This is a genomic window from Seleniivibrio woodruffii, assembly GCF_029267515.1.
Classification (GTDB): Bacteria; Chrysiogenota; Deferribacteres; order Deferribacterales; family Geovibrionaceae; genus Seleniivibrio; species Seleniivibrio woodruffii_A.
The window spans coordinates 160388-184575 of the sequence record NZ_JAJUIS010000001.1 but is presented as its reverse complement, the minus strand read 5'-3'; the positions used below and the strand labels follow the sequence as shown (position 1 = coordinate 184575).

At 48.1% G+C, this 24188-nt stretch carries 23 protein-coding genes and 4 tRNA genes; 16 read left to right on the top strand and 11 right to left on the bottom strand.

What is annotated here, in order from left to right; all coding sequences use genetic code 11:
- Positions 1-50 precede the first annotated feature (50 nt).
- Both Q7P67_RS00870 and Q7P67_RS00865 read left to right on the top strand, forming a co-directional pair.
- The gene (locus Q7P67_RS00870; protein ID WP_303849757.1) at positions 51-1514 is read left to right on the top strand and encodes a PAS domain-containing sensor histidine kinase; all 1464 of its coding nucleotides are present in this window, start codon (positions 51-53) and stop codon (positions 1512-1514) included.
- Entirely contained in the window at positions 1511-1864 is a 354-nt protein-coding gene (locus Q7P67_RS00865) for a response regulator (protein ID WP_303849755.1), read from the top strand. Before Q7P67_RS00870 ends, Q7P67_RS00865 begins: the two co-directional genes overlap by 4 nt.
- Here Q7P67_RS00865 and Q7P67_RS00860 read toward each other — a convergent pair.
- The 3 genes from Q7P67_RS00860 to Q7P67_RS00850 are packed head-to-tail and all read right to left on the bottom strand — an operon-like array spanning position 1842 to position 4238.
- Positions 1842-2156 carry an EscU/YscU/HrcU family type III secretion system export apparatus switch protein gene (locus tag Q7P67_RS00860; protein WP_303849753.1) on the bottom strand — a complete coding sequence of 105 codons (315 nt, stop codon included), beginning with the start codon at positions 2154-2156 and terminating at the stop codon, positions 1842-1844. The two genes, Q7P67_RS00865 and Q7P67_RS00860, sit on opposite strands and share 23 nt — an antisense overlap.
- Positions 2157-2173: 17 nt before the next feature.
- A complete protein-coding gene (locus Q7P67_RS00855) occupies positions 2174-3454 on the bottom strand; it encodes an aspartate aminotransferase family protein (protein ID WP_303849751.1) in 1281 nt (426 codons plus the stop codon).
- Position 3455: 1 nt separating this feature from the next.
- Complete coding sequence (locus tag Q7P67_RS00850) at positions 3456-4238, bottom strand: DUF72 domain-containing protein (RefSeq protein ID WP_303849750.1); 783 nt, start codon at positions 4236-4238, stop codon at positions 3456-3458.
- Between the two features lie 130 nt (positions 4239-4368).
- Here Q7P67_RS00850 and Q7P67_RS00845 point away from each other — a divergent pair.
- The 9 genes from Q7P67_RS00845 to rpsU all read left to right on the top strand — a co-directional run bounded on the left by Q7P67_RS00845 (position 4369) and on the right by rpsU (position 10960).
- Positions 4369-4442 (top strand) — tRNA-Arg (locus Q7P67_RS00845).
- Between the two features lie 11 nt (positions 4443-4453).
- A tRNA-His gene (locus tag Q7P67_RS00840) sits at positions 4454-4526 on the top strand.
- 20 nt (positions 4527-4546) lie between these two features.
- Positions 4547-4627 (top strand) — tRNA-Leu (locus tag Q7P67_RS00835).
- A gap of 13 nt (positions 4628-4640) precedes the next feature.
- Positions 4641-4713: transfer RNA gene (locus Q7P67_RS00830), tRNA-Gly, on the top strand.
- 53 nt (positions 4714-4766) lie between these two features.
- Positions 4767-6116 carry a trigger factor gene (tig, locus tag Q7P67_RS00825; RefSeq protein ID WP_303849748.1) on the top strand — a complete coding sequence of 450 codons (1350 nt, stop codon included), beginning with the start codon at positions 4767-4769 and terminating at the stop codon, positions 6114-6116.
- A 1-nt stretch (position 6117) separates the two neighbouring features.
- A complete protein-coding gene (gene clpP / locus Q7P67_RS00820; RefSeq protein WP_303849746.1) occupies positions 6118-6705 on the top strand; it encodes an ATP-dependent Clp endopeptidase proteolytic subunit ClpP in 588 nt (195 codons plus the stop codon).
- A gap of 243 nt (positions 6706-6948) precedes the next feature.
- A complete protein-coding gene (clpX, locus tag Q7P67_RS00815) occupies positions 6949-8190 on the top strand; it encodes an ATP-dependent Clp protease ATP-binding subunit ClpX (RefSeq protein ID WP_303849744.1) in 1242 nt (413 codons plus the stop codon).
- Positions 8191-8406: 216 nt separating this feature from the next.
- Complete coding sequence (lon, locus tag Q7P67_RS00810; RefSeq protein WP_303849742.1) at positions 8407-10716, top strand: endopeptidase La; 2310 nt, start codon at positions 8407-8409, stop codon at positions 10714-10716.
- Between the two features lie 25 nt (positions 10717-10741).
- A complete protein-coding gene (rpsU, locus tag Q7P67_RS00805) occupies positions 10742-10960 on the top strand; it encodes a 30S ribosomal protein S21 (protein WP_132871188.1) in 219 nt (72 codons plus the stop codon).
- Positions 10961-11148: 188 nt separating this feature from the next.
- Here the strand turns inward: rpsU and Q7P67_RS00800 are convergent, their stop codons facing one another.
- The 3 genes from Q7P67_RS00800 to Q7P67_RS00790 all read right to left on the bottom strand — a co-directional run bounded on the left by Q7P67_RS00800 (position 11149) and on the right by Q7P67_RS00790 (position 15266).
- Complete coding sequence (locus tag Q7P67_RS00800; protein WP_303849738.1) at positions 11149-11694, bottom strand: flavin reductase family protein; 546 nt, start codon at positions 11692-11694, stop codon at positions 11149-11151.
- Between the two features lie 68 nt (positions 11695-11762).
- Positions 11763-14363: a preprotein translocase subunit SecA gene (gene secA, locus Q7P67_RS00795; RefSeq protein WP_303849735.1), complete on the bottom strand. Its 2601-nt coding sequence runs from the start codon at positions 14361-14363 to the stop codon at positions 11763-11765.
- Positions 14364-14375: 12 nt separating this feature from the next.
- Complete coding sequence (locus Q7P67_RS00790; RefSeq protein ID WP_303849733.1) at positions 14376-15266, bottom strand: phosphate-starvation-inducible PsiE family protein; 891 nt, start codon at positions 15264-15266, stop codon at positions 14376-14378.
- A gap of 115 nt (positions 15267-15381) precedes the next feature.
- On the opposite strand from Q7P67_RS00790, the gene hisB reads away from it, so the two are divergent.
- From hisB to Q7P67_RS00765, 5 genes are read left to right on the top strand one after another with little or no spacing between them, the layout of a single operon-like run.
- The gene (gene hisB / locus Q7P67_RS00785) at positions 15382-15966 is read left to right on the top strand and encodes an imidazoleglycerol-phosphate dehydratase HisB (protein ID WP_303849731.1); all 585 of its coding nucleotides are present in this window, start codon (positions 15382-15384) and stop codon (positions 15964-15966) included.
- A gap of 32 nt (positions 15967-15998) precedes the next feature.
- Positions 15999-16619, top strand: a complete 621-nt coding sequence (hisH, locus tag Q7P67_RS00780) for an imidazole glycerol phosphate synthase subunit HisH (RefSeq protein ID WP_303849729.1) — start codon at positions 15999-16001, stop codon at positions 16617-16619.
- Entirely contained in the window at positions 16613-17332 is a 720-nt protein-coding gene (gene hisA / locus Q7P67_RS00775) for a 1-(5-phosphoribosyl)-5-[(5-phosphoribosylamino)methylideneamino]imidazole-4-carboxamide isomerase (protein ID WP_303849727.1), read from the top strand. Before hisH ends, hisA begins: the two co-directional genes overlap by 7 nt.
- A complete protein-coding gene (locus tag Q7P67_RS00770) occupies positions 17332-17799 on the top strand; it encodes a phosphatidylglycerophosphatase A (RefSeq protein ID WP_303849725.1) in 468 nt (155 codons plus the stop codon). Before hisA ends, Q7P67_RS00770 begins: the two co-directional genes overlap by 1 nt.
- 7 nt (positions 17800-17806) lie before the next feature.
- A complete protein-coding gene (locus Q7P67_RS00765; protein ID WP_303849723.1) occupies positions 17807-19033 on the top strand; it encodes a CinA family nicotinamide mononucleotide deamidase-related protein in 1227 nt (408 codons plus the stop codon).
- Here Q7P67_RS00765 and cysC read toward each other — a convergent pair.
- From cysC to Q7P67_RS00740, 5 genes are read right to left on the bottom strand one after another with little or no spacing between them, the layout of a single operon-like run.
- Positions 19030-20898, bottom strand: a complete 1869-nt coding sequence (gene cysC / locus Q7P67_RS00760) for an adenylyl-sulfate kinase (RefSeq protein WP_303849721.1) — start codon at positions 20896-20898, stop codon at positions 19030-19032. The two genes, Q7P67_RS00765 and cysC, sit on opposite strands and share 4 nt — an antisense overlap.
- Positions 20898-21794 (bottom strand): sulfate adenylyltransferase subunit CysD, encoded by an 897-nt coding sequence (cysD, locus tag Q7P67_RS00755; protein WP_303849719.1) that lies wholly within the window; start codon positions 21792-21794, stop codon positions 20898-20900. Before cysD ends, cysC begins: the two co-directional genes overlap by 1 nt.
- Positions 21787-21999, bottom strand: coding sequence for a DUF2061 domain-containing protein (locus tag Q7P67_RS00750; protein ID WP_303849717.1), 213 nt, complete (start codon positions 21997-21999; stop codon positions 21787-21789). Before Q7P67_RS00750 ends, cysD begins: the two co-directional genes overlap by 8 nt.
- Entirely contained in the window at positions 22000-23058 is a 1059-nt protein-coding gene (locus Q7P67_RS00745; RefSeq protein WP_303849715.1) for a DUF354 domain-containing protein, read from the bottom strand.
- The gene (locus tag Q7P67_RS00740; RefSeq protein WP_303849713.1) at positions 23055-24158 is read right to left on the bottom strand and encodes a radical SAM protein; all 1104 of its coding nucleotides are present in this window, start codon (positions 24156-24158) and stop codon (positions 23055-23057) included. Before Q7P67_RS00740 ends, Q7P67_RS00745 begins: the two co-directional genes overlap by 4 nt.
- Between the last annotated feature and the right edge of the window lie 30 nt (positions 24159-24188).

Below are 24188 nucleotides of genomic sequence, written 5' to 3'. Positions count from 1 at the left end.
GCGTCTGAAAAGACGTTCCCCTGTTTTATTTTCAACTATCGGAGCAGCCAATGGGGCGTTCAGCGACTCAAGACCTTCTTGGTTTACTCGAATCCGTCCTGCAAACCGAGATTAAAGGTCTTCTGGTGAGAGACACGGAAGGAACCATTCTTCACACTGGAAACACCTCTTCCGAAATGACGGAATACAGCCTTGTTTCCGGCGGCTGTGCTGCGTCCGTTTTCACGAACAAGCAGATATTCCCGTCTGAAGCTCAGACGGAAATGCTTAAAAAGATAATAAACATATACAGTTTTGCACCTTTCGGGGCAGCTCTTTCAAGGGTTGTCGCCGGGGCGAAAATACTTGAAACGATAACGAACAGAAAAAATCTGGACGAAGTTCTGCACCAGCTTATTTCGTCTGTTATAATAAACGGACAGTTCGGAAGAGCCGGAATAATGTTTCTTAACGAGGCCTTACTTGAACTGCGCGGCGGAATATTCTGCAACAGTGACATGAAAATAGACGTTACTCTGTTCCGCAACCTGAAAGTGGGCTTTGAAACTAAAAACAGGCTCTCAGACATTATGTTTTTCGACAAGACCGATACCATTGACCTTAATTCATCCGATGAATACGATCCGCTGAAAAGATACTTCTGCGATGAAGTTCTGGTTTCGTCGCTGGGCATTGGCGGTAAGCCGATCGGTGTTCTTATGGTTTGCAAGCCGACATATTCCAGAGCGGACAAAGATGCGCTCAGGCTTTTCGGTAACATCTGCTCACTGTCAATTGAGTATTTCAGAGCTGTGAAACAGCTTGAACTGGTAAGGTCGGAGCTGGACGAAGCGAAGCGCATATCTTCCAACAACGACAACCTGCTTCAGATAGGCAGCCTTTCCGCCACAGTTGCTCATGAGCTTAAAAACCCTCTGATAGCCATCGGAGGATTTGCGAAGCGTGTTGAGCAGGCGGGCGGTCTCTCAGAAGACCAGCACCACTGGATAAGCATCGTGCAGTCTGAAGTGAACAGGCTGGAAAAGATAGTCGGGGACATCCTTTCATATACAAAGCGGGTTGAGCTTGAATATGAAAAGATTAATCTGGTGCAGTTTACGGAAGAGGTGATTCAGTTTCTGAAAAACTGCCTCTCGTTTGAACAGATAAATATCGTTGTAAATATCGGAAACGGGATGTATGTTGATGCAGACAGGGGACTTTTGCAGCAGGTGCTTATGAACCTCGTTACAAACGCCGTTCAGGAGATGAAAAAAGGCGGAGACCTTATTATCACAGCGTCCGAGAGTAAAAATTACGTTACCGTCAGCGTCGCCGACACAGGGCACGGGGTTGCGGCGGAGCTTAGGGAAAAGATATTTGAGCCGTTTTTCACCAATAAAAAGGAAGGAACCGGTTTAGGACTGGCATTGTGTAAAAAGATTATGCGGGCGCACGACGGAGACATTTATGTTTCCGATGCTCAGAGAGGAGCTGTTTTTACGCTTCTTCTGCCTAAGAGGGAACAGGAATGAAAAAAATACTTATTATCGACGACGAAGAACACATCCGGGAGCATTATCAGAATCTGCTTTCAGAAAAGGGATTCAGTGTTGACACAGCGGAAGACGGAACAAGCGGGCTGGAAAAATTCCGTGCGGGAGAATATGACCTTGTGCTTCTCGACGTTAACATGCCGGACAGGTCTGGGCTTGAGGTTTTAAAGGATATCAAAGCGGTCAAGGACGGACAGGTCGTTTTTCTGCTCACCGCATATGAAGAATATAAAAGAAACTTCGCGTCTTTGTATGCCGAGGAATACTTTACAAAAGATAAAAAGATAGAGATACTTCTACGCCGGATCAAGGAACATCTGGAGGAGTGACGGGTGCCTGCGCCTGAGCTTTCTGTTCTTTTATTCTTCCGTTGATGCGGTACAGCTCCGCCAGCAGCGCGGCAACGACTTTGTACAGTTCGACAGGTATATCGTCAAACAGATCCAGTGTGGATAATGCTTCCACAAGGTCTTTATCCTCTTTGATATATACTCCGTGTTCTTTCGCCTTCGCAATGATATTGTCCGCCACAAGTCCTTTGCCCTTCGCAATTAGTCTGGGCACCTTATCTGTTTTGTCGTCATACTTTATGGCGGCGGCTTTTTTCCGTATGTAAGCCAATTGACCCCCGAAGAGGCTTATATCATTTCAAACGATTTCCTGTACGCCTCTGTAAGTTTATTATTCGTCACTTCGTCCGTATGCATAAATGAAAATGCACCGCCTGAGTGCATTGTGAACACATTATTTATAAGCATGGCGGCTTTGAAAAGGTTTTCGCGGTCCTTGTCGCTGTTTGCCATTACGATCTGAGGAGTAATCACGTCAAATCTTTCGTCGGTAAAATGTACGCAGAAGAAAGAGCCGAAGCCTGTGACATATGACGGATAGCTGAGTTTAGCCGTCATGGAGACCAGTTTCGCGCGGAAAGCATCTCCTGCGGCATTAAGTTTTTCATAATCCTGCTTTTGCAGTTCCTTCAGAGTTTCTATACCTACGCACATAGCCACCGGATTTGCGGAATAGGTTCCTCCGCCGACGAACAGTTTCTGTACGGTTATGGTGTCCATAACATCTTTGCGTCCGCCGTAAATACCTATGTGTATGCCGCCTGCCGCCGCTTTGCCGAATGTGAAAAGGTCAGGTTTAACACCGAGAATATTCCATATGCTGCCGTAGCGGAATCTGAAACCTGTGATAACTTCATCAAAGATGAGAAGAGTTCCTGTCAGGTCGCAGAAGTCGCGCAGAAGTTTCAGATATGCGGGACTTGCAGTTATACCGCCGCCGGAACCCATCATGGGCTCTATGATTATTGCGGCTATCTCGTCATTGTATGAGCGGAGTATTTCCGCTGTCTTTTCAACGTTGTTGTAAGGCACAGTGACGGTTTTCTGCCCTTCGGGTGCGTTTTTATCCTTTACGAACGGAGGAACGACGCCGGTTGATAATACGGAGTTACCGCCGTGCCATCCGCCCTCTGCTTTAACGATGATGTGTCTGCCGGTGAAGGCACGTGCAACACGGGTGACGTACATGGTGGCTTCGGTGCCTGATGTGCACAGTCGCATTGATTCAAGTTCGGGAACCGCCTGCTGAACCATCTCTGCATATTCAATCTGATATCTGTTGAGTGTCCCGTGGTGAACGCCTGCGGTCAAGGCGCGTTCGATTCCCTTTCTCTGGGCTTCGGTGCCGTGTCCGAGGATGTTTGCATAGTGCCCCATCCAGAGGTCGATTATAATGTTTCCGTCAACGTCGTGCATGTGTATGCCTTCGCAGCGGTCCGTAACCACCGGGAAGGGAGGATAGTTTCTTATGTCGTGGCAGACGCCGTTAGGGAAAAGAGTACGGCTCTTTTCATACAACTCTTTTGATTTGGGGAATTTCTGTGCATATTTTTCAAATATTCTGCCCATATCAGCCCTCTGTGAGCATTTTTCTCAGATCTATTGCGTTTGCGGCGGCACTGCCCATTGCGGAGTTGCAGAAGGATACGAACACCGAGCTTGAAACGGACGCTACTATGTCTATATCTTTTTTGAATTTATCAAGCTGTTTCAGATTATATCGGTAGTTCAGGTCGCGGTTCTGAGGTCCTTCCCATTCTGGACTTTTTCCGTACAGGCGGAAGTATGACATATTGTTGTAAGCCTTAACGGAATAGGGTGCCAGCCCTGCACTTGACGGGAAATCAGCGTTAACGACGCCAATGCCGTTTTCTTTAAATTCTTCCTGATATTTCTGTCTTGCCCAACCGCGGTTTGCGAGCTCAACAAAGAATGGTCTGTCTGAGAAGGTGTCGCGCAGACGCAGTATATGCTCAAAGTTTGCCCTTGATGGTGTGAAACCGTTATAAAAATCAGCAAAGTACGCCTTCACTCTATTATATATAGGAGAGAGACCGTTTTTAAATTCGCTTGCGTCTTCCTTTACGGGGGGTTCTTTCAGAAAGCGTTTGCCCAGACGCACTGATATTGCGAGTTCATCGGAGCCGTTTTCCGCTATGTTGGCGGTAATCTCCTCAGTGGGGTCGTTATAGAAAGTGAATGTCAGCTCAAGGAAATCAATTCCCTTATCACGGCTGTAAAACTTCAGCATCTCTTCATTGGGGAACTGGTTCGGATAGAAAGTGCCAAGCCAGTCGTCAAATTTGTACCCCGCAGTGCCGATGTAAACAGGAGTATCGTTGTATGTAATCATCTTAACCTCGTGTAGAATTGTAATATGATGTTTTTGATTTCAAATCAAGGAGTAATGTATAAACGGGTTAAATTAGCTATTGACTTAATGAAGGTCTTTTGATAAGTTTCGTGATTCGTAAGACCGATACGCACCCATAGCTCAACAGGATAGAGCAACGGACTTCTAATCCGTAGGTTTGAGGTTCGAGTCCTCATGGGTGCGCTTGTCTTGTGGTGGCTGTAGCTCAGTCGGTAGAGTACAGGATTGTGATTCCTGTTGTCGCGGGTTCGATCCCCGTCAGCCACCTTTTTTATATACTGGTCTGGGCGAGTGTGGCGGAATTGGTAGACGCGCTAGACTTAGGATCTAGTGTCCTAGGCGTGGGGGTTCGAGTCCCTTCACTCGCATATCATACCTTCCGCGGGTGTAGCTCAACTGGTGGAGCACGACCTTCCCAAGGTTGAGGTTGCCGGTTCGAGCCCGGTCACCCGCTTAAAAATCCAAATTAGTCAATTATATTCTTTGATATATTCCAAGGAGAAAACAATGAAAGTTACTGTTGCGGACAAAGAAAAGTCACAGAAAGAACTCAGTGTGGAGATTCCTGCACAGGTCTTTAAAGATACCTTTGAAAACGAATTTAATAAAGTTGCAAAAACCGTCAAAGTTGCCGGCTTCCGTGAAGGGAAAGCCCCCAAAGACGTTGTTATGAAAGAAAAAGGGCACGCTATCCGCGTTTATGCCCTTGAACACGTTATAAATGAAGGCGTAAAAAACGCTATCGAAGAAAACGGCATCAGAGCAATGGGTCAGCCCGAAGTTAAAGACGTTAAGTTTGAGGACGACGATTCACCCATCACTTTCAAAGTATATGTTGACGTTTTTCCCGTGTTTGATGTTGTCAGCTACACAGGTTTCGAGTTTACAAAAGAAATCAACAGCGTTGAAAAAGAGGACATTGACACTGTTGTTGAAAACCTTCTGAAACGTCAGGCTCAGTTCGAAACCGTTGAAGGCGGAGAAGTTGTTAACGGCAACATGGCTGTTATAGATTTTGAAGGCAAGCTCAACGGCGAGGTTATCCCCTCCGCCTGTGCAAAAGCATATTCACTTGAAATAGGTTCAAACACCTTCATCCCCGGTTTTGAAGAGCAGATAGTCGGCATGAAAGTCGGCGATGTTAAAGACATCACAGTCACTTTCCCCTCCGAATACCATGAAAAATCCCTCGCAGGTCAGCCTGTGGTTTTCACAATCACACTGCATGAAATAAAAGCGAAAAAAGCTCCCGTACTCGACGACGCTTTCGCAAAGAGCATCGGCGAAAAATATGAAACAGCGGAAGCACTTCTGAAAGCTATCGAGGAAGACCTCAACGCCGAAGCGGCAGACCTTTCAAAAGACGCTCTTTACAACACAATGCTTGATAAAATAATTTCAGAGAACCCTTTCGAGATTCCGGCTGTCATGGTTGTAGAACAGGCGGAAAAACTTGCTGAGCAGACGCTTCGCCAGTACAGCATGTACGGCATGAACCCTGAGCAGTTCGGACTTAATAAGAAGAAACTTGCCGAACAGCACATGGAAACTGCTGAAAAACAGATTAAAAGCGCTCTTGTTATCAACAAAATTTCCGAAAAGAACAATATCAACCCCACAGATGAGGATGTTGATAAGGCAATCGCGGAATACGCGGAAAAATTTGAGAGATCTGTTGATGATTTCAAAAAAGAGCTTGAGCAGTACGGCGGCATAGCTTCTTTCAGAAACACTGTTTTCACCAACATGGTCTACGATTATCTTACAGCTAATAACAAAATCGCCGAAAAAGTTATCAGCAAGGCGGAGAGAGACGCTAAAATAGCTGAGGCGTCAAAGGCTGCCAAGGAAGCGTAATATGAGCTATTATATCCCTTATGTCATTGAGCAGACAGGAAGAGGAGAAAGGTCTTACGACATTTACTCCCGTCTGCTGAAAGACAGGATAATATTTCTGGGCTCACAGGTGGAGAGCGGTGTCGCAAACTCCATCATTGCCCAGATGCTGTTTCTTGAAGCGGAAGATCCAGATAAAGACATCTTCCTTTACATCAACAGCCCCGGCGGGGTCGTTACTGACGGACTCGCCATACTTGATACAATGAGCTACATCAAACCCGACGTATCCACAATCTGCATCGGACAGGCATCCAGCATGGGCGCCGTTCTCCTTGCGGCAGGTGCAAAGGGTAAAAGATTTGCTCTTCCCCATGCACGCATCATGATACACCAGGTTCTCGGCGGTGCGCAGGGGCAGGCGACAGACATCGAAATTCACGCGAAAGAAATTCTCCGCGTGAAAGAGGTCTTAAACGGAATTCTTGCTTCTGCATCAGGTAAAACCGTTGAGCAGATTACAAAAGATTCCGACAGAGACAACTTTATGTCGGCTGCGGAGGCTAAAGAGTACGGTCTTATAGACGATGTATTCACCAGGAGGGGTTGAAATATTTACACTTATGCATATGTTTGTGTAGATAAACAATCCTGCGCGCACAACTGCGCCCGAAAATGACTAAAGCTGTTACGGCTGACCGCAAGGCACAGGATGTGCCTCTTTTAGTGTATTTTATACGGTTTACAGTATAAAACAGGCTAAAAGTAAGCGTGCATAGGCTTTGCCTGTGCTAAGCGTTGACCGAAAACGGCAGGACGCCTGTTTTCGGTATACCCATAAAGAGGTGTGTTCATGGCGAAATCAAAAAAAGAAACACTCTCCTGTTCATTCTGCGGAAAAACTCAGGACGAAGTAAAAAAACTGATTGCAGGTCCCAACGTATTCATCTGCAACGAATGCATAGAACTTTGCAACGAAATCCTTAAAGAAGACCTTGAAGACGGCATCAAAGAGGATACCGCTCTTAAACTTCTCACTCCTGCGGAGATTAAAGAGAAGCTGGACGAGTATGTTATCGGTCAGCAGGAAGCTAAGAAAGTGCTGAGCGTTGCCGTTCACAACCACTACAAAAGAGTTCTCCACGGCAAAAAGAGCGAAGTTGAGCTTGAAAAGAGCAACATACTCCTTCTGGGACCCACCGGAACGGGCAAGACCCTTCTGGCAAGGACTCTGGCAAGAGTGCTTAACGTACCCTTCGCCATTGCAGACGCAACCACTCTTACGGAAGCCGGATACGTCGGTGAGGATGTTGAGAACGTCGTTCTCAAGCTCCTTCAAAACGCCGATTACGACGTTAACAGAGCACAGAACGGCATCATATTCATCGACGAGATAGACAAGATAGCCAAGAAGACCGACAGCCCCAGCATCACAAGAGATGTCAGCGGCGAAGGTGTTCAGCAGGCACTTCTTAAAATAATCGAAGGCACCATCGCCAACGTACCGCCGCAGGGCGGACGCAAGCATCCCCAACAGGACTATATTCAGGTTGATACCTCAAATATCCTGTTCATAGTGGGGGGCGCTTTCGAATTTCTCGACAGTGTCATCAAAAAGCGTATCGGCGAAAAATCCCTCGGATTTACAACAAAATCCGTCGGAACAAAGGACTATACAAGGTTCGAACTGCTCAAGCAGCTTCGCCCCGACGATCTTGTCAAATTCGGTCTCATCCCCGAATTTGTGGGCAGACTTCCCATTGCAGCAGCCCTTGAAGATCTGGACGAAGAGGCTCTTGTGCGAATACTGCAGGAACCCAGGAACGCACTCATTAAGCAGTACATTCAGATGTTCTCTTTTGACGACGTTAAACTGACCTTCACAAACTCCGCTCTGAAAGCAGTTGCCAAAAAAGCGCTGAACAGAAAGACGGGAGCCAGAGGTCTGCGTTCCATACTCGAAGAGGCTATGATGGACATTATGTACACCGTGCCCTCCGACAGCGAAATCGTCGAGTGCATCATAAACGAGGATGTTATCAACGAGAATGCAAAACCCATCCTGATGTATGAAAACAAAAAAGAGACAGCTTAACATATCCTGCAAGTAACCCTTGCCCTTTTTGTAAAAATCAACTTATTATACATAAAAGCAACGCTCCCTCAGGGGAGCTTTGCTTTATTTGTGCCGAAATTTACAACGATTTGAGATCGCTTCGTCACGTTGTTCCCCGCGAAGACTAAAGGAATCTGTCTCTGCGAGGAAGCTGTAAGCTGACGCGGCAGTCTGATTTAAATTTACAGGTGATAAATGGAGAGAATAGAGCAATATCCGCTTATACCCCTCAGGGATATGGTGGTTTTCCCCTATATGATAACTCCGGTGTTCGTCGGACGCGATAAGTCTGTGAATGCCGTCGAACTTGCTGAAAAGACCCGAGGTCACGTCTTTTTCGTTCTGCAGAAGGACGAGGAGGTGAATGATCCGTCTTTTGAAGACCTCTATACCACAGGCGTGTCCGCAAAAATATTACAGGTGCTAAAGCTGCCCGACGGTACCGTTAAGCTCCTTATGGAGGGTGTGCAGCGCGGACGGATACTGTCCATGGCGGACGAGGGCGACTGCCTTTTTGCAAACGTCAGCATAATACCCGACGGCGAAATTGACAGCACGGAAGAGCCTGTACTTTTTAAGATGCTGGCGGAGAGCTTCCGCAGCTATGCCGAATTTTCTAAAAAGATAAACGATAATATACTTAATACCGTTACGGAGATCGACGATATAAACAGACTGGCGTATTCTGTTGCTTCTTATATGCCTGTTAAGAACACAGAACAGCAGACAGTTCTTGAGATAGACAATGCACAGGAGCGTGTTGAAAAAGTTATTGAGCTTGTGCAGACGTACATTGAGCTTGTCAAGATGGACAACCGCATCAGGCAGAAGGTGAAAAACCAGATGTCCAAAGCCCAGAAAGAGTACTATCTGGGCGAGCAGGTTAAGGCTATCAACGAGGAGCTGGGGAAGGATGATGACTTCAAAGCGGATATTGACGAGCTTGAAGAGAAGATAAACACTGCAAAACTCAGCGAAATAGTTAAAGAGAAGACGAAGAAAGAGTTTAAGAAGCTGAAACTCATGTCCCCCATGAGTGCCGAGGCAACCGTTGTAAGGAACTATCTGGACTGGATACTCTCTATGCCCTGGGGAAACTACACCGAGGACAAGCTGGAGTTGAAAAATGCGGAAGAGATACTTAACCGCGACCACTTCGGGCTTGAGAAGCCCAAAGAACGTATCCTTGAATACCTCGCAGTCAAAAAAATAGCGCCGGATATCAAGGGCGCGATACTCTGCTTCACAGGACCTCCGGGAGTGGGCAAGACTTCTCTGGCGCGCTCCATAGCCGAAGCTATGGGCAGGGAGTTCGTTCGCATGTCACTTGGCGGTGTGCGTGATGAGGCTGAGATACGCGGACACAGAAAAACATACATCGGCTCGCTGCCGGGCAAGATAATACAGAGCATCAAAAAGGCAAAGAGCATGAACCCCGTGTTCCTGCTGGACGAGATTGACAAGCTGGGTGCGGATTTCAGGGGCGACCCTTCATCCGCTCTGCTCGAAGTGCTCGACCCTGAACAGAACACAACGTTCGTTGACCACTACCTTGAGGTGGAGTTCGACCTTTCAAAGGTACTGTTCATCACCACCGCCAACAGCCTTGACGGTATCCCCAGACCACTTCTGGACAGGATGGAGGTAATCCCCGTCACAGGTTACACCGAAAAGGAAAAATTCGGCATTGCGGCTAAATTCCTGATACCGAAACAGCTTAAAGAGCATAATCTTGACAGCGAACGGGTCAGAATTGCCGACAGCGCCGTATACGGCATTATCCGCGGATATACGAAAGAGGCGGGTGTCAGAAACCTTGAGCGTGAGATAGCCTCCATAATCCGTAAGGCGGCGAAGAAGATAGTTGAAAATCCCGACCTTAAAACCGTTAAGGTAAACGATAAAAATCTTGATAAATTCCTTGGCAAGATGAAATTCCGTTTCGAAGCGATACCGGCCCCGATAGAAATCGGTGTTGCAACAGGACTGGCATGGACTCCGTACGGCGGAGATATTTTGCAGATAGAGGTTGCGATATACAGAGGCAGCGGGAAACTGCAGCTTACGGGCAAGCTGGGCGACGTTATGAAGGAATCCGCACAGACGGCGTTTACCGTCGCGAAAAGCTGTGCCACGCGGCTTCAGATACCCGCTAAACGTTTTTCCGACTTTGACCTGCACATTCACGTCCCCGAAGGCGCAGTGCCAAAGGACGGACCCAGCGCAGGTATTACCATGACAACGGCTATCCTGTCCGCGCTGTCTGAACGTCAGGTGCGCTGCGACATCGCGATGACAGGAGAGATAACCCTGCGCGGACGCGTGCTCGCCATCGGCGGAGTAAAGGAAAAGGTGCTTGCCGCACACAGAGCGGGCTTAAAAGAAGTTATTTTACCGAAAGCCAACGATAAGGACTTGACAGATATACCGTCGGATGTTAGAAGTATGCTTCGTGTTCATCTGGTGGAGCATATCGATCAGGTGCTCGATATAGTGCTAATTTAAATTTATAGAAAAGGATGTGATTACAGTGGCAATTAACGCTATTGTAAAGGTTGACGGCGATAACGTCGACTACGCTCTTAAACTTCTGAAAAAGAAGATAGAGCGCGAGGGTCTCATTAGGGAGATTAAAACTCATACCTATTATGAGAAACCCACAGAGGTTCGCAGAAAAAAACTGCTCAAAGCTAAACGCAAACAGCAGAAACTTCAGCGTAAACTCAACGACAAGTACAAATACTATTAAGAATGTATGGTTGCTTGTACAAAGCGGCTGTCTTAATGAAGAGAGCGGTAGAGCGAGGTCTTTACCGCTCTTTTACTTTCTGCTGCAATATAATGTGACATTTTGCTCGTCTAACCTTGCCACCCTTGCATAACTCGCATCTGACCACAAAAATTTAATGCCCATAGTCTGCGCATTTCTGGGCGTTGCTAGCTTATATATTCAGGCCAGCGGGTCATGCGGCTTTTCATATCGAACGTTTCGCTGTCAACTGTGAACGTGCCGTCGCCGTTGTGGTGGATCTTTCTGAAATGCTCCTGAGAACACCATGCCTTAACAACCCTGAGAATGATCAGGTTGTATCTGCCCAGTAGTGAATCATCCTCTATCACACATTCAAGATTTACAGGAGACTCCTTTATAAGCGGTGCTTTCACCCTTGCAGCTTTCACTGCCGTCAGACCGAATTTCGCAAATTTATCCGTATCCGCGCCGGTGCAGTTGCCTATATCCACAGTCTTTTCCAGCATATTGTCTGATGGTATTGAAACCACACATTCCCGTTCCGACAGCAGAATGTCAAAGCTGAAATCCCATGTACCCATACTGACAGCTATAAGCGGTGTGCTGTCGTCTATGACCATGGTATAGCTGAGGGTCATTACGTTGTTCTTCTGTCCGTTGAAAGTTGAAAGGAGAATTACGGGACCAGGTTCGATGAATCTGTAGGCTTTTGATAAAGGAAATTCTTTCATAAAGCGCCTCAAAAAGAAAAGGGGAGTTTTTCAGCTCCCCTATTATATACCTTTTAAGGCTGTTTCGCTTAGTCTTCGTTTGCATCCGGCTCGTTCGCGCCGTGGCATTTTTTATATTTCTTTCCGCTGCCGCAGGGGCAGAGGTCGTTGCGCCCGACTTTGGGAAACTCTCTTTTAATGGGTGTGCGTTTATCTTCCTGCTGCTGGGGTTTTTCGGCGAATATATCCCGCTGTTCCTCTTTGGTCTGAACCCTCTCCTGTTTCTGTTCAGCCTCTTCAATGTCGGACTGTTTATTCATTTCAACATGGAAGAGTACACGGATAACCTCGCTGTTTACCTTGTTCATCATAGTTATGAAAAGGTTGTAGGCTTCGCGCTTATATTCGTTCAGCGGGTCTTTCTGTCCGTATCCGCGCAGACCAACAGAATCACGCAGATGATCCATGTGGAGAAGATTCTCTTTCCATTTTGAATCGAGAATTGAAGTATACAGGAACCTTGCAACGTCTGCGAAGAACCCGCCGAACTCCTGTTTTTTCTGTTCAAGCCTTGCGTTTACAAGGGTTTTCAGGCGGTCTACTTCACTGTGGAGCTGCCTTCTGTCTTCTGCAAATGAAAACTCTATATCGAAAACTTCGGAAATTTCTTTTTCAAATGCCTCATAATCAGGTTTTTCAGCCGCGTTGACATGCGCCTCAACCATAGCGTCGATGACGTTGTCAATGGTTTCAGCGACTATCTCATCGGAGGCGCCGCCGGAGATGATATCACGGCGCAGTGTGTATATAACGTTTCTCTGCTGGTTCATGACGTTGTCATAGTCCAGCAGGTGCTTTCTTATTTCGAAGTGGAACGCCTCAACTTTTTTCTGAGCGCCCTCAATAGAGCGGGTAATGATGGGGTGTTCGATGGATTCGCCCTCTTTCATGCCGAGTTTCTGCATGATGGAAGCGATCTTTTCCGAACCGAAGATGCGCATAAGGTCGTCTTCAAGAGAGACAAAGAAGCGGGACGAACCGGGGTCACCCTGACGTCCGGCACGACCTCTCAACTGGTTGTCGATACGTCTTGATTCGTGTCTGTCGGTACCTATGATGTGCAGACCGCCAAGTTCGCGCACTCCGTCGCCGAGCTTAATGTCGGTACCGCGTCCTGCCATGTTTGTTGCGATTGTAACGGCTCCTTTAAGACCTGCGTCCTTAACAATCTCAGCTTCACGTTCGTGGTTCTTTGCGTTCAGAACCTCGTGCTTTATCTTTTTACGGTCGAGCAGGTCGCTTATCAGTTCGGATTTTTCGATTGAACTGGTACCCACAAGAACAGGTCTGCCCGTTTTGTGCATCTCTTCAATCTCGTCCACTATGGCGATATATTTTTCCTTAGCAGTGCGGAAGATGACATCTGTGTAGTCCTTGCGTATCATCCTCATGTTTGTGGGGATAACGGCAACGCCGAGGTTATAGATTGACATGAACTCGTTTGCTTCTGTGAGAGCGGTACCCGTCATGCCTGCAAGTTTCTTATACATGCGGAAATAGTTCTGGTATGTGATGGATGCCAGCGTCTGGTTTTCGCTCTCAATCTGTACGCCCTCTTTGGCTTCCAGAGCCTGGTGCATCCCGTCGGAATAGCGTCTGCCGGGCTGGAGTCGTCCTGTAAATTCATCGACAATGATGACCTGACCGTCTTTAACAACGTAGTCCACGTCTTTTTTGAAAATGGCATGGGCTTTAAGTGAGTTGTTTACGTTGTGGAGAACGTCGACATATTTGATGTCGTAAAGGTTATCAATGCCGAGTTCCTTTTCGACAAAGTTGATGCCTTCGTCGTTCATCTGAACTGAGCGGTTCTTCTCGTCAACTTTATAGTGAGCTTCTGCGCTGAGCTGGCGCACAACCATATCCACGTTGTAGTATTTTTCGGTGCTTCTCTCTGTGGGACCGGAGATGATGAGGGGCGTTCTCGCCTCGTCGATAAGGATGGAGTCCACCTCATCCACAATGGCGAAGTTCATTTCGCGCTGTGCAGTGGGTTCATGGGGCGGCTTCATGTTGTCGCGCAGATAGTCGAAACCGAACTCGTTGTTTGTTCCGTATGTGATGTCCGCTGCGTATGCTTCCGGGCGTGTAACTTCGGCGAGTTTCGTTGTGAACGCCTCTTTGTCGTCCCATTCCACAAGGAATGAGCGTTCGTGGTTTATGATGCCCACGGAAAGACCCAGCGCCAGATATATGGGGCTCATCCACTGCGCATCGCGTCTTGCGAGGTAGTCGTTGACCGTTACGAGGTGCGCTCCTTTTCCGCCCATTGCGTTAAGGGACATGGCAAGAGTTGCCACAAGGGTTTTGCCTTCACCGGTTTTCATTTCGGCTATTTTGCCCTTGTGCAGTGCGTATCCGCCCATAAGCTGAACGTCGAAGTGGCGCATGTTCAGTGTTCTGCGTCCCGCCTCGCGCACGAGTGCGAAGGTCTGGTTCATGATATCGTCTTCCGTGGCTCCGTTTGCCAGCTTCTCTTTCAACATGGCTGCCGCTTCCGCGAGCTGGTCAAAGGAAAGCTCCTGCATCTTAGGCTCAAGAGCTGCCACAGCCGAAACCATGGGCTGCATGGTCTTGATATAGCGTTCGGCATATGAGCCGAATATTTTCTGCAAAACTGATTTGAACATTAAAAACCCCGGTTAATTATTATTTTCAGTGCGAACGATGAGCCAGTATACGATTCCGAGAACAGTTATCGCCGCAAGAATGAATCCATGCTGGAGCATGTTTGTTGTCTCATGTTTGAGAGTTATTATCATAAGATCCCTGATGAAAGCGATCAGAGCAACGCTTATAAATATCGAGTTTTTAAACTTGCCGCCTTTCAGCATCTGTACTTCTGTGTGGAGAAGCTCCACCAGCACCCAGATTATAAGGAGAGAACCGAGAGCGGTTATCAGCGCATGGTCCGGCTGTTCGCCGAACAGGTGAACCGTTTCGTCTATAAATGCGTATCCGGCGGTGAGCGTAAGTCCTATCAGAACAACCACCATGAGCGCGTGAACGGCGAAAGAGAACTTTTCGCTTATATCAACCACTTTGTTGCGGTAGCTGTGGACGGGGTTGTATGAGCTGACCAGCTTTTCATAATATGAGCTGATTATAAGTTCGTTGTTGATATCCAGCATCTTGTGCATGGAGAGCAGGATGCTCTTTCTGCGCACATCGTCCTCCATGAGGCTGAATATCTTTTCGTGGAGCCAGAGGCGCACGAAACTCATCATGGATGAGATGAACTCAGGGTCAAATTTGTATTTGTTAAGCGACAGCCCCAGCTTGCCCACGAATGCGAAATAAGCGTTGTCGGCGCTGCCGTCGAAAAGCATGTCGAACCACATGGCGAGTTTCGCAGTGTTTGCCTCCATGGCGGCTACCTGCTTTTCGCTGATGGCGTGTGTCTTCATCCTGTCCATGAAATCTTCTATAAATTCATCTTTATACTTAGAAATCAGGGGTTTGATAAAGAGAAGATTATCTACGTCGTTTTCATTCAGATCATAATTTTTGGTGAGTGATTTACGGTATCTCATTTTATATGCTGTCTCTCATAAAAGGGAAAACATCTGCAATAGATATTTATTTTTACGTCATGTTAGGATAATATATCAGGACAGTAAAGTAAAATAAAAGTTCGAGGAGTTTGCGGTGGCTGAAAGAAAATCAAGCATCACAAGAAAGACAACGGAAACGGAAATATCCATTGTTCTTAACGTGGACGGCTGCGGAAAGTACGTCATCGACACGGGGATAGGTTTTCTTAACCATATGCTTGAGCTTTTTACACGGCACGGCGGTTTCGACATGGAACTCACGGCGAAAGGCGACCTGCACATCGACGGACACCACACGGCAGAGGACATAGGCATTGTCATGGGCGATGCTTTCCGCGAGGCGCTGGGCGATAAAAAGGGCATCCGCAGATACGGATTTTTCCTTCTGCCCATGGATGAAACTCTTATCGAGTGCGCCGTGGATTTTTCCGGCAGAACCTACCTTAACTTCGATGCGGATATTCCCGCTGAGAAAGTGGGAGACTTCGACACGGAACTTACGGAGGAATTCTTCAAGGCGTTTGCCGACAGAGCGGGCATAAACCTGCACATTATTAAAAGATACGGAAGAAACACTCACCACATCATTGAAGGGATGTTCAAATGCTTTGCGCGCTCCATTAAAGAGGCGGTGCGCATAGAATCAGATCAGATAATGTCCACGAAGGGCAGTCTCTGACATCTTTTCAATATCCAACGGAGTACATATAAATGATCGCAGTGATAGACTACGGTATGGGAAACCTGCGCAGTGTTGAAAAGGCATTGCAGTCTCTCGGTTTCGATGCGCGGATAACATCCGACCCCGAAGAGGTGGTCAGAGCGGACAGAGCAGTTCTGCCGGGTGTTGGCGCCTTTGCGGACTGCCGCACGGGGCTTGTTGACAGCGGGCTGAAAGAGGCGGCGGCACAGTTCATTAAAACCGGAAAGCCCTTCCTCGGAATCTGCGTCGGGATGCAGCTGCTTTTCGAAAAGAGCCTTGAGTTCGGCGAACACGAAGGGCTCGGATATTTCAAAGGAACGGTTAAAAAATTTCCTGACGAGATAATTTCAGAAGGCATGAAGATACCCCAGATAGGCTGGAACAGCATAACAAAAAAGATGAACCATCCGCTGCTTGACGGCATCAATACGGGGGACTATTTTTACTTCGTACACTCCTACTGCGTCAAGGCTGAGGAGAAGGGCGTTGAAGCCCTTTCCTGCGAATACGGTATAGATTTTTCCGCCATGGTCATACGCGACAATATGGCAGCAACCCAGTTTCACCCTGAAAAGAGCCAGAAACTCGGTCTGCACCTGCTTAAAAACTTCGGAGAGTGGAAATGCTGATAATACCCGCCATAGACCTCTTAAACGCCAAGGCTGTGCGCCTTAAACAGGGGGACATGGACGATTTTACCGTATATTACGACAACCCGCTGGAAGCGGCGAAGATGTTTGCCGATATGGGCGTGAAAAGACTGCATATAGTTGACCTCGACGGCGCGAAAAAGGGCGAGACCACCAACTTTGCCCTTATAGAAAAGATGGTTGCCACAGCCGGAATGGACATAGAGGTGGGCGGCGGCATCCGCGATATGAAAAAACTGAAAGCCTATTTTGAGATAGGCGTCAGATACGGTATTCTCGGAACCGTCGTTGTTAAAAACCCCGATTTCGTCAAAGAGGCGATGGGTGAATATCCCGACAGAATAATCCTCGGAGTGGACGCGAAGGACGGCTTTGTCGCCACCGAGGGCTGGTATGAGAAGAGCACTGTCACAGCCGCAGAGCTTATAAACAGCTATGAAGGTTTCTCTGCCGAAAGTGTTATCTATACGGACATATCAAGGGACGGGATGCTCACGGGAATAAATATTGAGGCGACATTGGCGTTGGCTGAGAGCATAAAATATCCGGTGATAGCCTCCGGCGGTCTCAAAGATATCAATGATATAAAGGCTCTTCAGGGCAAAAACGGTATTCTGGGCGCCATTACGGGCAAAGCCTTTTATGAAGGCAAAATTGACCTGAAAGAAGCCCTTCAACTACAGGAACAGTGATGAACAGATTTGCTATAATTCTCGCGCTGGGTTTCGGTTCGGGACGTGCTCCCAAAGCTCCCGGCACTTTCGGTACACTCTTTGCGATACTGCCTGTGATAGCTTCTGAGCAGTTCTCATATCCGGTAAAGGCGGTCATATTTGTGCTTCTCCTTCTGGGCGGCGTCTGGGCGGCGGACAGATATGAGAAGATTACAGGGAAAAAGGATGCTTCCGAGGTTGTTATAGACGAAATAGCAGCCTATTACATGATATTCCTGTTTATCCCCGCAAACGTTTTCACAGTACCGCTGGGTTTCGTGCTGTTCAGGATATTTGACATATGGAAGCCCTATCCAATCAAAAAACTCGAAAAAATTGACGGCGGACTGGGCGTTATGGCGGACGACCTGCTTGCGGCGGTCTACTCCATAATAATACTGGGAATTTTTTATCTCGGATATACGTTTTTCTTTTCTCATATATAGGTGATCTATGGTCAGATGTGCGATTTTTGCCGTTGGCAGCGAGCTTCTGGAGGGGAGCATCGTTGATACAAATTCCGCGTGGCTGGGCTCAAGGCTCACAAAGGCGGGGTTTTCCGTTGAACAGGTCAGACTTATCCCCGACAACAGGGAGATGATAGTTTCAATATTCCGTCAGGCACTTGAAGAATACGACTGCGTATTCACAACGGGCGGTCTGGGACCGACCTTTGACGACCTTACGGCGGAAACGGTCGCAGAGGCTGTCGGTGTTTCAACGGAGATGAACGAAACTGCGAAAACGCATATGCTTAACAGACTGAAAGAGCGCGGAGTTAACGTTAAGGAGAGCCACCTGCGTCAGGCCATGCTGCCTGCCGGCTGTCTGCTCTTTCCCAACGGCAGAGGCACTGCCCTTGGTTTCGGTATGGAGAAGAGCGGGCATATCATAATAAGTATGCCGGGCGTTCCGTATGAAATGTATCTTATGTTCGAGGAACACGTTATGCCCTTTCTGCGCGGACGTTTCGAGATGCGCGAACGGTACAGCGTGGATATCCGCATAGGTTCACTTCCGGAATCGGAGGTGGACGACGTTCTGCGGGAGTTCGGTTTTCCCGAAGGTATGGAGTGTATAATCAACGTTGCCAAGGGCGAGATACTGGTGAAGCTGAGGGGATTTGACGAGACCATGCTTATGGAGTATGCGGAGCGCGTCAGAGGAAGATTTTCAGATAACTTCATCGGATACGGTTCGGATAATATCGCAACCGTTCTGCTGCGTACCCTGCGCGAGAAGAAAATGACTCTTTCAGTTGCGGAAAGCTGCACAGGCGGGATGATAGGCAAAGAGATAACTGATATCGCAGGCTCAAGCGACGTTTTCATGGGCGGGGTGATATCCTACAGCAATGACGTTAAGATGCGCGTTCTGCGCGTTCCTGAAAATATAATTATCAATCACGGTGCTGTCAGCGAAGAGTGCGCGCGGGCAATGGCTGTTGGGGTTGCTAATCAGCTTCGCACAACCTGCTCCGTTTCCGTAACAGGCGTTGCGGGTCCCGACGGCGGCAGCGATGAAAAACCGGTCGGCACGGTCTGCATAGGATGGTGCGTTGGCAAAGAGGTTGTAACTAAGAAATATCTGTTTGTAGGCGACCGCGAAGCGATACGCATACGCTCTATGAAAACCGCGCTGATGGAGCTTACGAACCTGCTGAAAAAATATCAGCCCTAGATTATCAGCTTTGTTCTGAGATAGCTTAGGATTTTTTCAACTGATTCCTCAATGCTCATGATATCAGTGCGTATATGTATTTCAGGTGATTCCGGTGTCTCATAGGGTGAGTTTATGCCTGTAAACTCTTTTATTTCGCCCTTTCTTGCTTTTTTATACATATTTTTCGGGTCACGCTGTTCGCAGACGTTTATAGGTGCGTCGATGAACACTTCTATGAATTCACCTTCGGGCATTATCGCCCTCACTTTGTCCCTGCCTTCCGCGAAAGGCGATATAAAAGCAGTAATTGTCAGTATTCCGGCATCCGCGAAAAGTTTCGCCGTTTCGCCTATGCGTCTGATGTTCTCTTCTCTGTCCTGAGGGGAAAATCCCAGATCTTTGCAGAGTCCATGGCGCACGTTGTCGCCGTCCAGCAGATAGGTATGTATCCCCGAATGGTTCAGGCTTTGTTCCAGAGCGTTTGCTATGGTGGATTTTCCGGAACCGCTCAGACCTGTCAGCCAGAGAACGGCGGGGCGGTGATTTTTCAGTCCGGTTCTCTGTTCACGGGTGACGGAATGAGTGTGCCATATGACGTTTTTTGGATTTTCCGCCGCGGTTATCATTCCCGCTGCCGCTGTCATTCCCGTCATTCTGTCTATAAGGATAAAGCTGCCTGTGGCACGGCACATTTCATAGGTGTCGAACGGTTTTGAGGCGTCAAGTGAAAAGCCTACCGAGGCTATGTCGTTCATGCCGAGTGATGACGCGGGTTCTTCTTTCAGTGTTGATATGTTCATCCTGCTGAAAATTTTATTGATATGTGCGCCTATGGTGCCTGTGGCGCATTTAAGAATATATCGCGAATTGAGTTTCAGGTGTTCGGTATCCATCCATATCAGGTTTGCGGTGAAGCCGCTGCCGAACATAACTGACGTTTTGTCATGGACTATCATGTCCCCGCGGCTTATGTCCACCTCGTCCGCCGTTGTGAATGTGACGGAGAGCGGCGCTGATGCAGATTCCACCTGTCTGTCGCCTATCGACACGGATTTGACACGGGTTGATATGCCGGATGGCAGCACTGTAACTCTGTCTCCGACGGAGATGCTGCCGGATTCGATGCGTCCGCAGAACCCGCGGAAGCTGTTATCAGGTCTGAGAACATACTGGACAGGAAGCCTGAGGTTGCCGTGACTGGAAGGTGGCTCCTGTACGGCACTTTCCAGCATCTCTATGAGGCATTGACCGTCGTACCACGGCATTTTATCGCTTTTTGATGTTACGTTGTCCCCTTTAAGAGCCGAAACGGGGATTATGTTGTATGAAAGTCCTATTTTTTCAGCTAACTTTGCATAATCATCGGCAATTTTATTGAAAACCGCTTCACTGTAGCCCTGCGCATCCATTTTATTGACGCAGACAACGGCGTTTCTGATACCCATCAGTTTCACGATATATGAGTGGCGTATTGTCTGCGGGCTGATACCCTTGAGCGCGTCTATAAGAATCACGGCCAGGTCGGCGTTTGATGCACCTGTAGCCATGTTCCGTGTATACTGTTCGTGTCCCGGTGTGTCCAGAATGATGAATTTACGCTTTGCGGTGGAAAAGTATCTGTGGGCAACGTCGATGGTGATTCCCTGCTCACGCTCTGCGAGCAGTCCGTCAACAATGAGAGCGAGATCCGGTTCGTCACCTGTGGTGCCTGAAGTTCTGCTGTCTCTTATGACCGCAGCCATCTGGTCGTCGTAAACGGCGCGGCATTCGTGTAGAAGTCTGCCGATGAGCGTGCTTTTGCCGTCGTCGATACTTCCGCATGTGATAAAGCGCAGAAGCTGTTTTGCGGAGTCTTTAGCCATGTATTCTTCAAGCCTGCTCATCAGAAATAGCCTTCCGTCTTCTTTTTTTCCATGGCGCCGGACTGGTCAAAATCTATTATCCGTCCCTGACGCTCGGAGAGTGTGGATACCATCATCTCTTCTATGACCTGCTCAAGGGTGGATGCCACAGAAGGTACAGCGCCTGTGAGCGGATAACAGCCCAGTGTGCGGAACCGCACGGACTGCATGGTGATTTCATACTGAGGGGGCATCCTGTTGTCGTCCGCCATTATGAGAACACCGCCTACGTCGGCAACCGGTCTCTCCTTTGCCAGATAAAGCGGGACAACGGGTATCTTTTCACGCAGGATATAAAACCAGACGTCGAGTTCAGTCCAGTTTGAAAGTGGGAAAACGCGCATACTCTCGCCTGTGTTCAGCTTTGTATTGTAGTGGCTCCAGAGTTCGGGGCGCTGGTTTTTCGGATCCCATCTGTGGTTCTTATCCCTGAAAGAGAAGATGCGCTCTTTTGCTCTGGATTTTTCCTCGTCGCGCCTTGCGCCGCCGAAAATCATATCGAAACCGTACAAATTCAGCGCCTGTTTCAGCGCGTCTGTTTTCATTATGTCTGTATGGAGCTTGCTGCCGTGGACAAAGGGGTCTATGCCTTTTTCGGCGCCTTCGGGATTTTTATAAACTATCAGGTCGAGTCCGAGACGTTTTGCAGTCTCGTCGCGGAAGGTTATCATCTCACGGAACTTCCAGCCGGTGTCAACGTGCATGACGGGGAAGGGGAGTTTTGCGGGATGAAACGCTTTCATTGCGAGGCGGAGCATAACAGAGGAGTCCTTTCCTATGGAGTAGAGCATGACAGGCTTTGAGGCTTCCGCCGCCGCCTCTCTGATTATATGGATGCTCTCCGCTTCCAGCCTGTCCAGATATGAGTGATCATACATTGCTCTTGCCTATTGGTATCCTGTTCCAGATGCGCTCGTGCACAAAATAGAGGGCTATTTTCGATACCGTTTCCAGAAGACCTGTAAACACGGCAACGTCCAGTCTCTTGAACATAACATAAACTATGATTATAGTTGTTAAGGTTCCGAAAAAGCGCCATGACACAGCTTTCATTACAGAGCGGATATTGTTTTCGTTAAACATTTATCTTAATATCTCCTCAATTATGCTGTCGATGTCGAACGACATTGTGTCAAACAGTGGTCGCGGGTCGCGCCGGACGGAAATTATCTGCTGCGTTTTTTCAAGCAGTTCTTCCGGAGTGTCCGCCTTTTCCATAAGCCCCGCGTCGATGAGCAGCTTGTCGTAATGGGAGATGAAAGAGCGGGTGGATATTACGGGTGTGCCGAAGTAACACGCCTCGGAGTTCAGCGTCCCGCCGCCGCCGATGAAAAGGTCGGCAAAGGCGAGAAGGTGCTGAATGACCATTTTCTCCTCAATGACCGTTGCAAAGGGGAACAGCTTTTTCAGCGGCTGCGCCTCGTATCTGGGTATAAGGACGATGTTTACGTCCATATTCTGCTTTATCAGTTCAAGCCCTTCGTAAAGCACCGGATATTTTTTGCCGACATATGACGCTTTAAACTCTTCCTCGCGCACGACTATCGTTTTTTTGGAAACGTCAAGCTCTCTGGTTTTAAGGAAATCGTTGAAAAAGTCTATGTCCGGCTCAAAATCGTTGAGCCACGCCACAACGTCGAGAAAGTTGTATGAAAATATCTGTTCAGATTCAAGAGAAAAACGTTCAAAGATGCTCTGGGGGACCATATAGGGTCTGAAAGCCTTGGTTGAAAGCGGGAGTGTCAGCCTCGCCTGCGGCAGAGCTTTACGGAAATTCGCCGTATGGTCTGAAAGTGGGATATCGTAGAAGTTAACTATCGGGATGCCGAGACCGAACGCAACGCGGTTTGCGTCCACACTGCAAAGACATATCAGCTTCGTTATGCTGCACTTTTCTATGTATTCCATCAGAGCAAGCTGGCGGTGGATGGATGCTTTCAGCTTGTCGCCGAGGTTTGCACCGCCAAAATAGCCGCGGTTCACAAAATCGATTTTATAGAGGTTAAGCAGGTCGACAACCTCTTTGTAGCCCTGCCCCTCGCGGGCTGTAACAAGAACTGTTTTGCCGCGTGCCTTTATCCCGTCGATGAAAGGGCGGAAGAACATCACTGACTTTGGCGTTACAAGGTCGAACCAGATCAAATTATGCCCCTTTGAACGTATTCGTCATACCACCACGGGCGGACGGGAATGACGTCCGTTTCGCTGAAAATATATCCGTATTTTCCAGGATACTGCATCATACCGACGGCAGGTATCTCAGGATTTATAAGGGTCATTTTGTTTGCACAGGTGTAAAGGCAGTCCTCGTGGCACTGTTTGGAGCGTATCATGGTGAGCACGTCGTCCGCCTGTGCGCTTTCGAGCACTTTGTCGAAGCTGCCTGCCTTGCGTATGTTCCCCAGTTTCAGGTAGTTCAGCCACAGAAGACAGGGAAATACGTTTCCGTAAGGGTCAACATCAATGCTGCGCCTTCCCATGTAACAGTTGAAATCTATCCTCTGTCCTTCGTACACAGCCTTTTGCAGTATGTATTTGCTGCGGTAGCGCCCTTTGTCGTAGCCTATTTTTATGAGCTGTTCGTCAATCTGTTTCAGCTCGTCGTCTGTCCAGATGAAACTGTTTTTGTTCAGCGCGCATTTTTCCAGATTGTCCTGAGTGTTCTTATAGCGTTCGCTGCTGAACCTGCCGTAGCCTATGTAAAGTCCGACGCCCATCTCTTTTGCGAAATTGTATATCCACTCGATGAGATGGAGGTTCTCTTTGTATATGGTGAACTGGAAGCGCAGAACCATGCCTTTTAATTTTTTAAGCCGTTCAAGCGTTTCAAGGGAAGTTTTAAATCCGTTCTTGCGCAGGCGTATCTTTGCGTTGGTCTCCTCGTCACCGTCGAGAGAGATGTCAAGACGGTAGAGCGGATGCTTTTTAAGAACGTATTTAGCTATCTCCTCGTGTCTGTCGGGAAACCAGCCGGTTATGGGCGAATCGATTACCACGCTGTCGTGGAAACGGTATATGCTGTCCACCACGCGGAAATAGGTGTCGCTCATGTGGGGTTCGCCGCCTGTGAGGTGCACTTTTTTAAGGTCGAGGTGCTTCGACGAGAAGATACCGTCCAGTTCCGCATCGGTAAGCTCCTCCGCCCGCCTGTCCTCCTGTTTCCAGATGGAGCAGTAGCGGCAGGGTCCCGGACAGTATTCGGTCAGTGTGTATGATATGTCTTCAATTTTGTATTCGCTCAACGATTTTTCCTTATGTGGTTTTCAATCTAA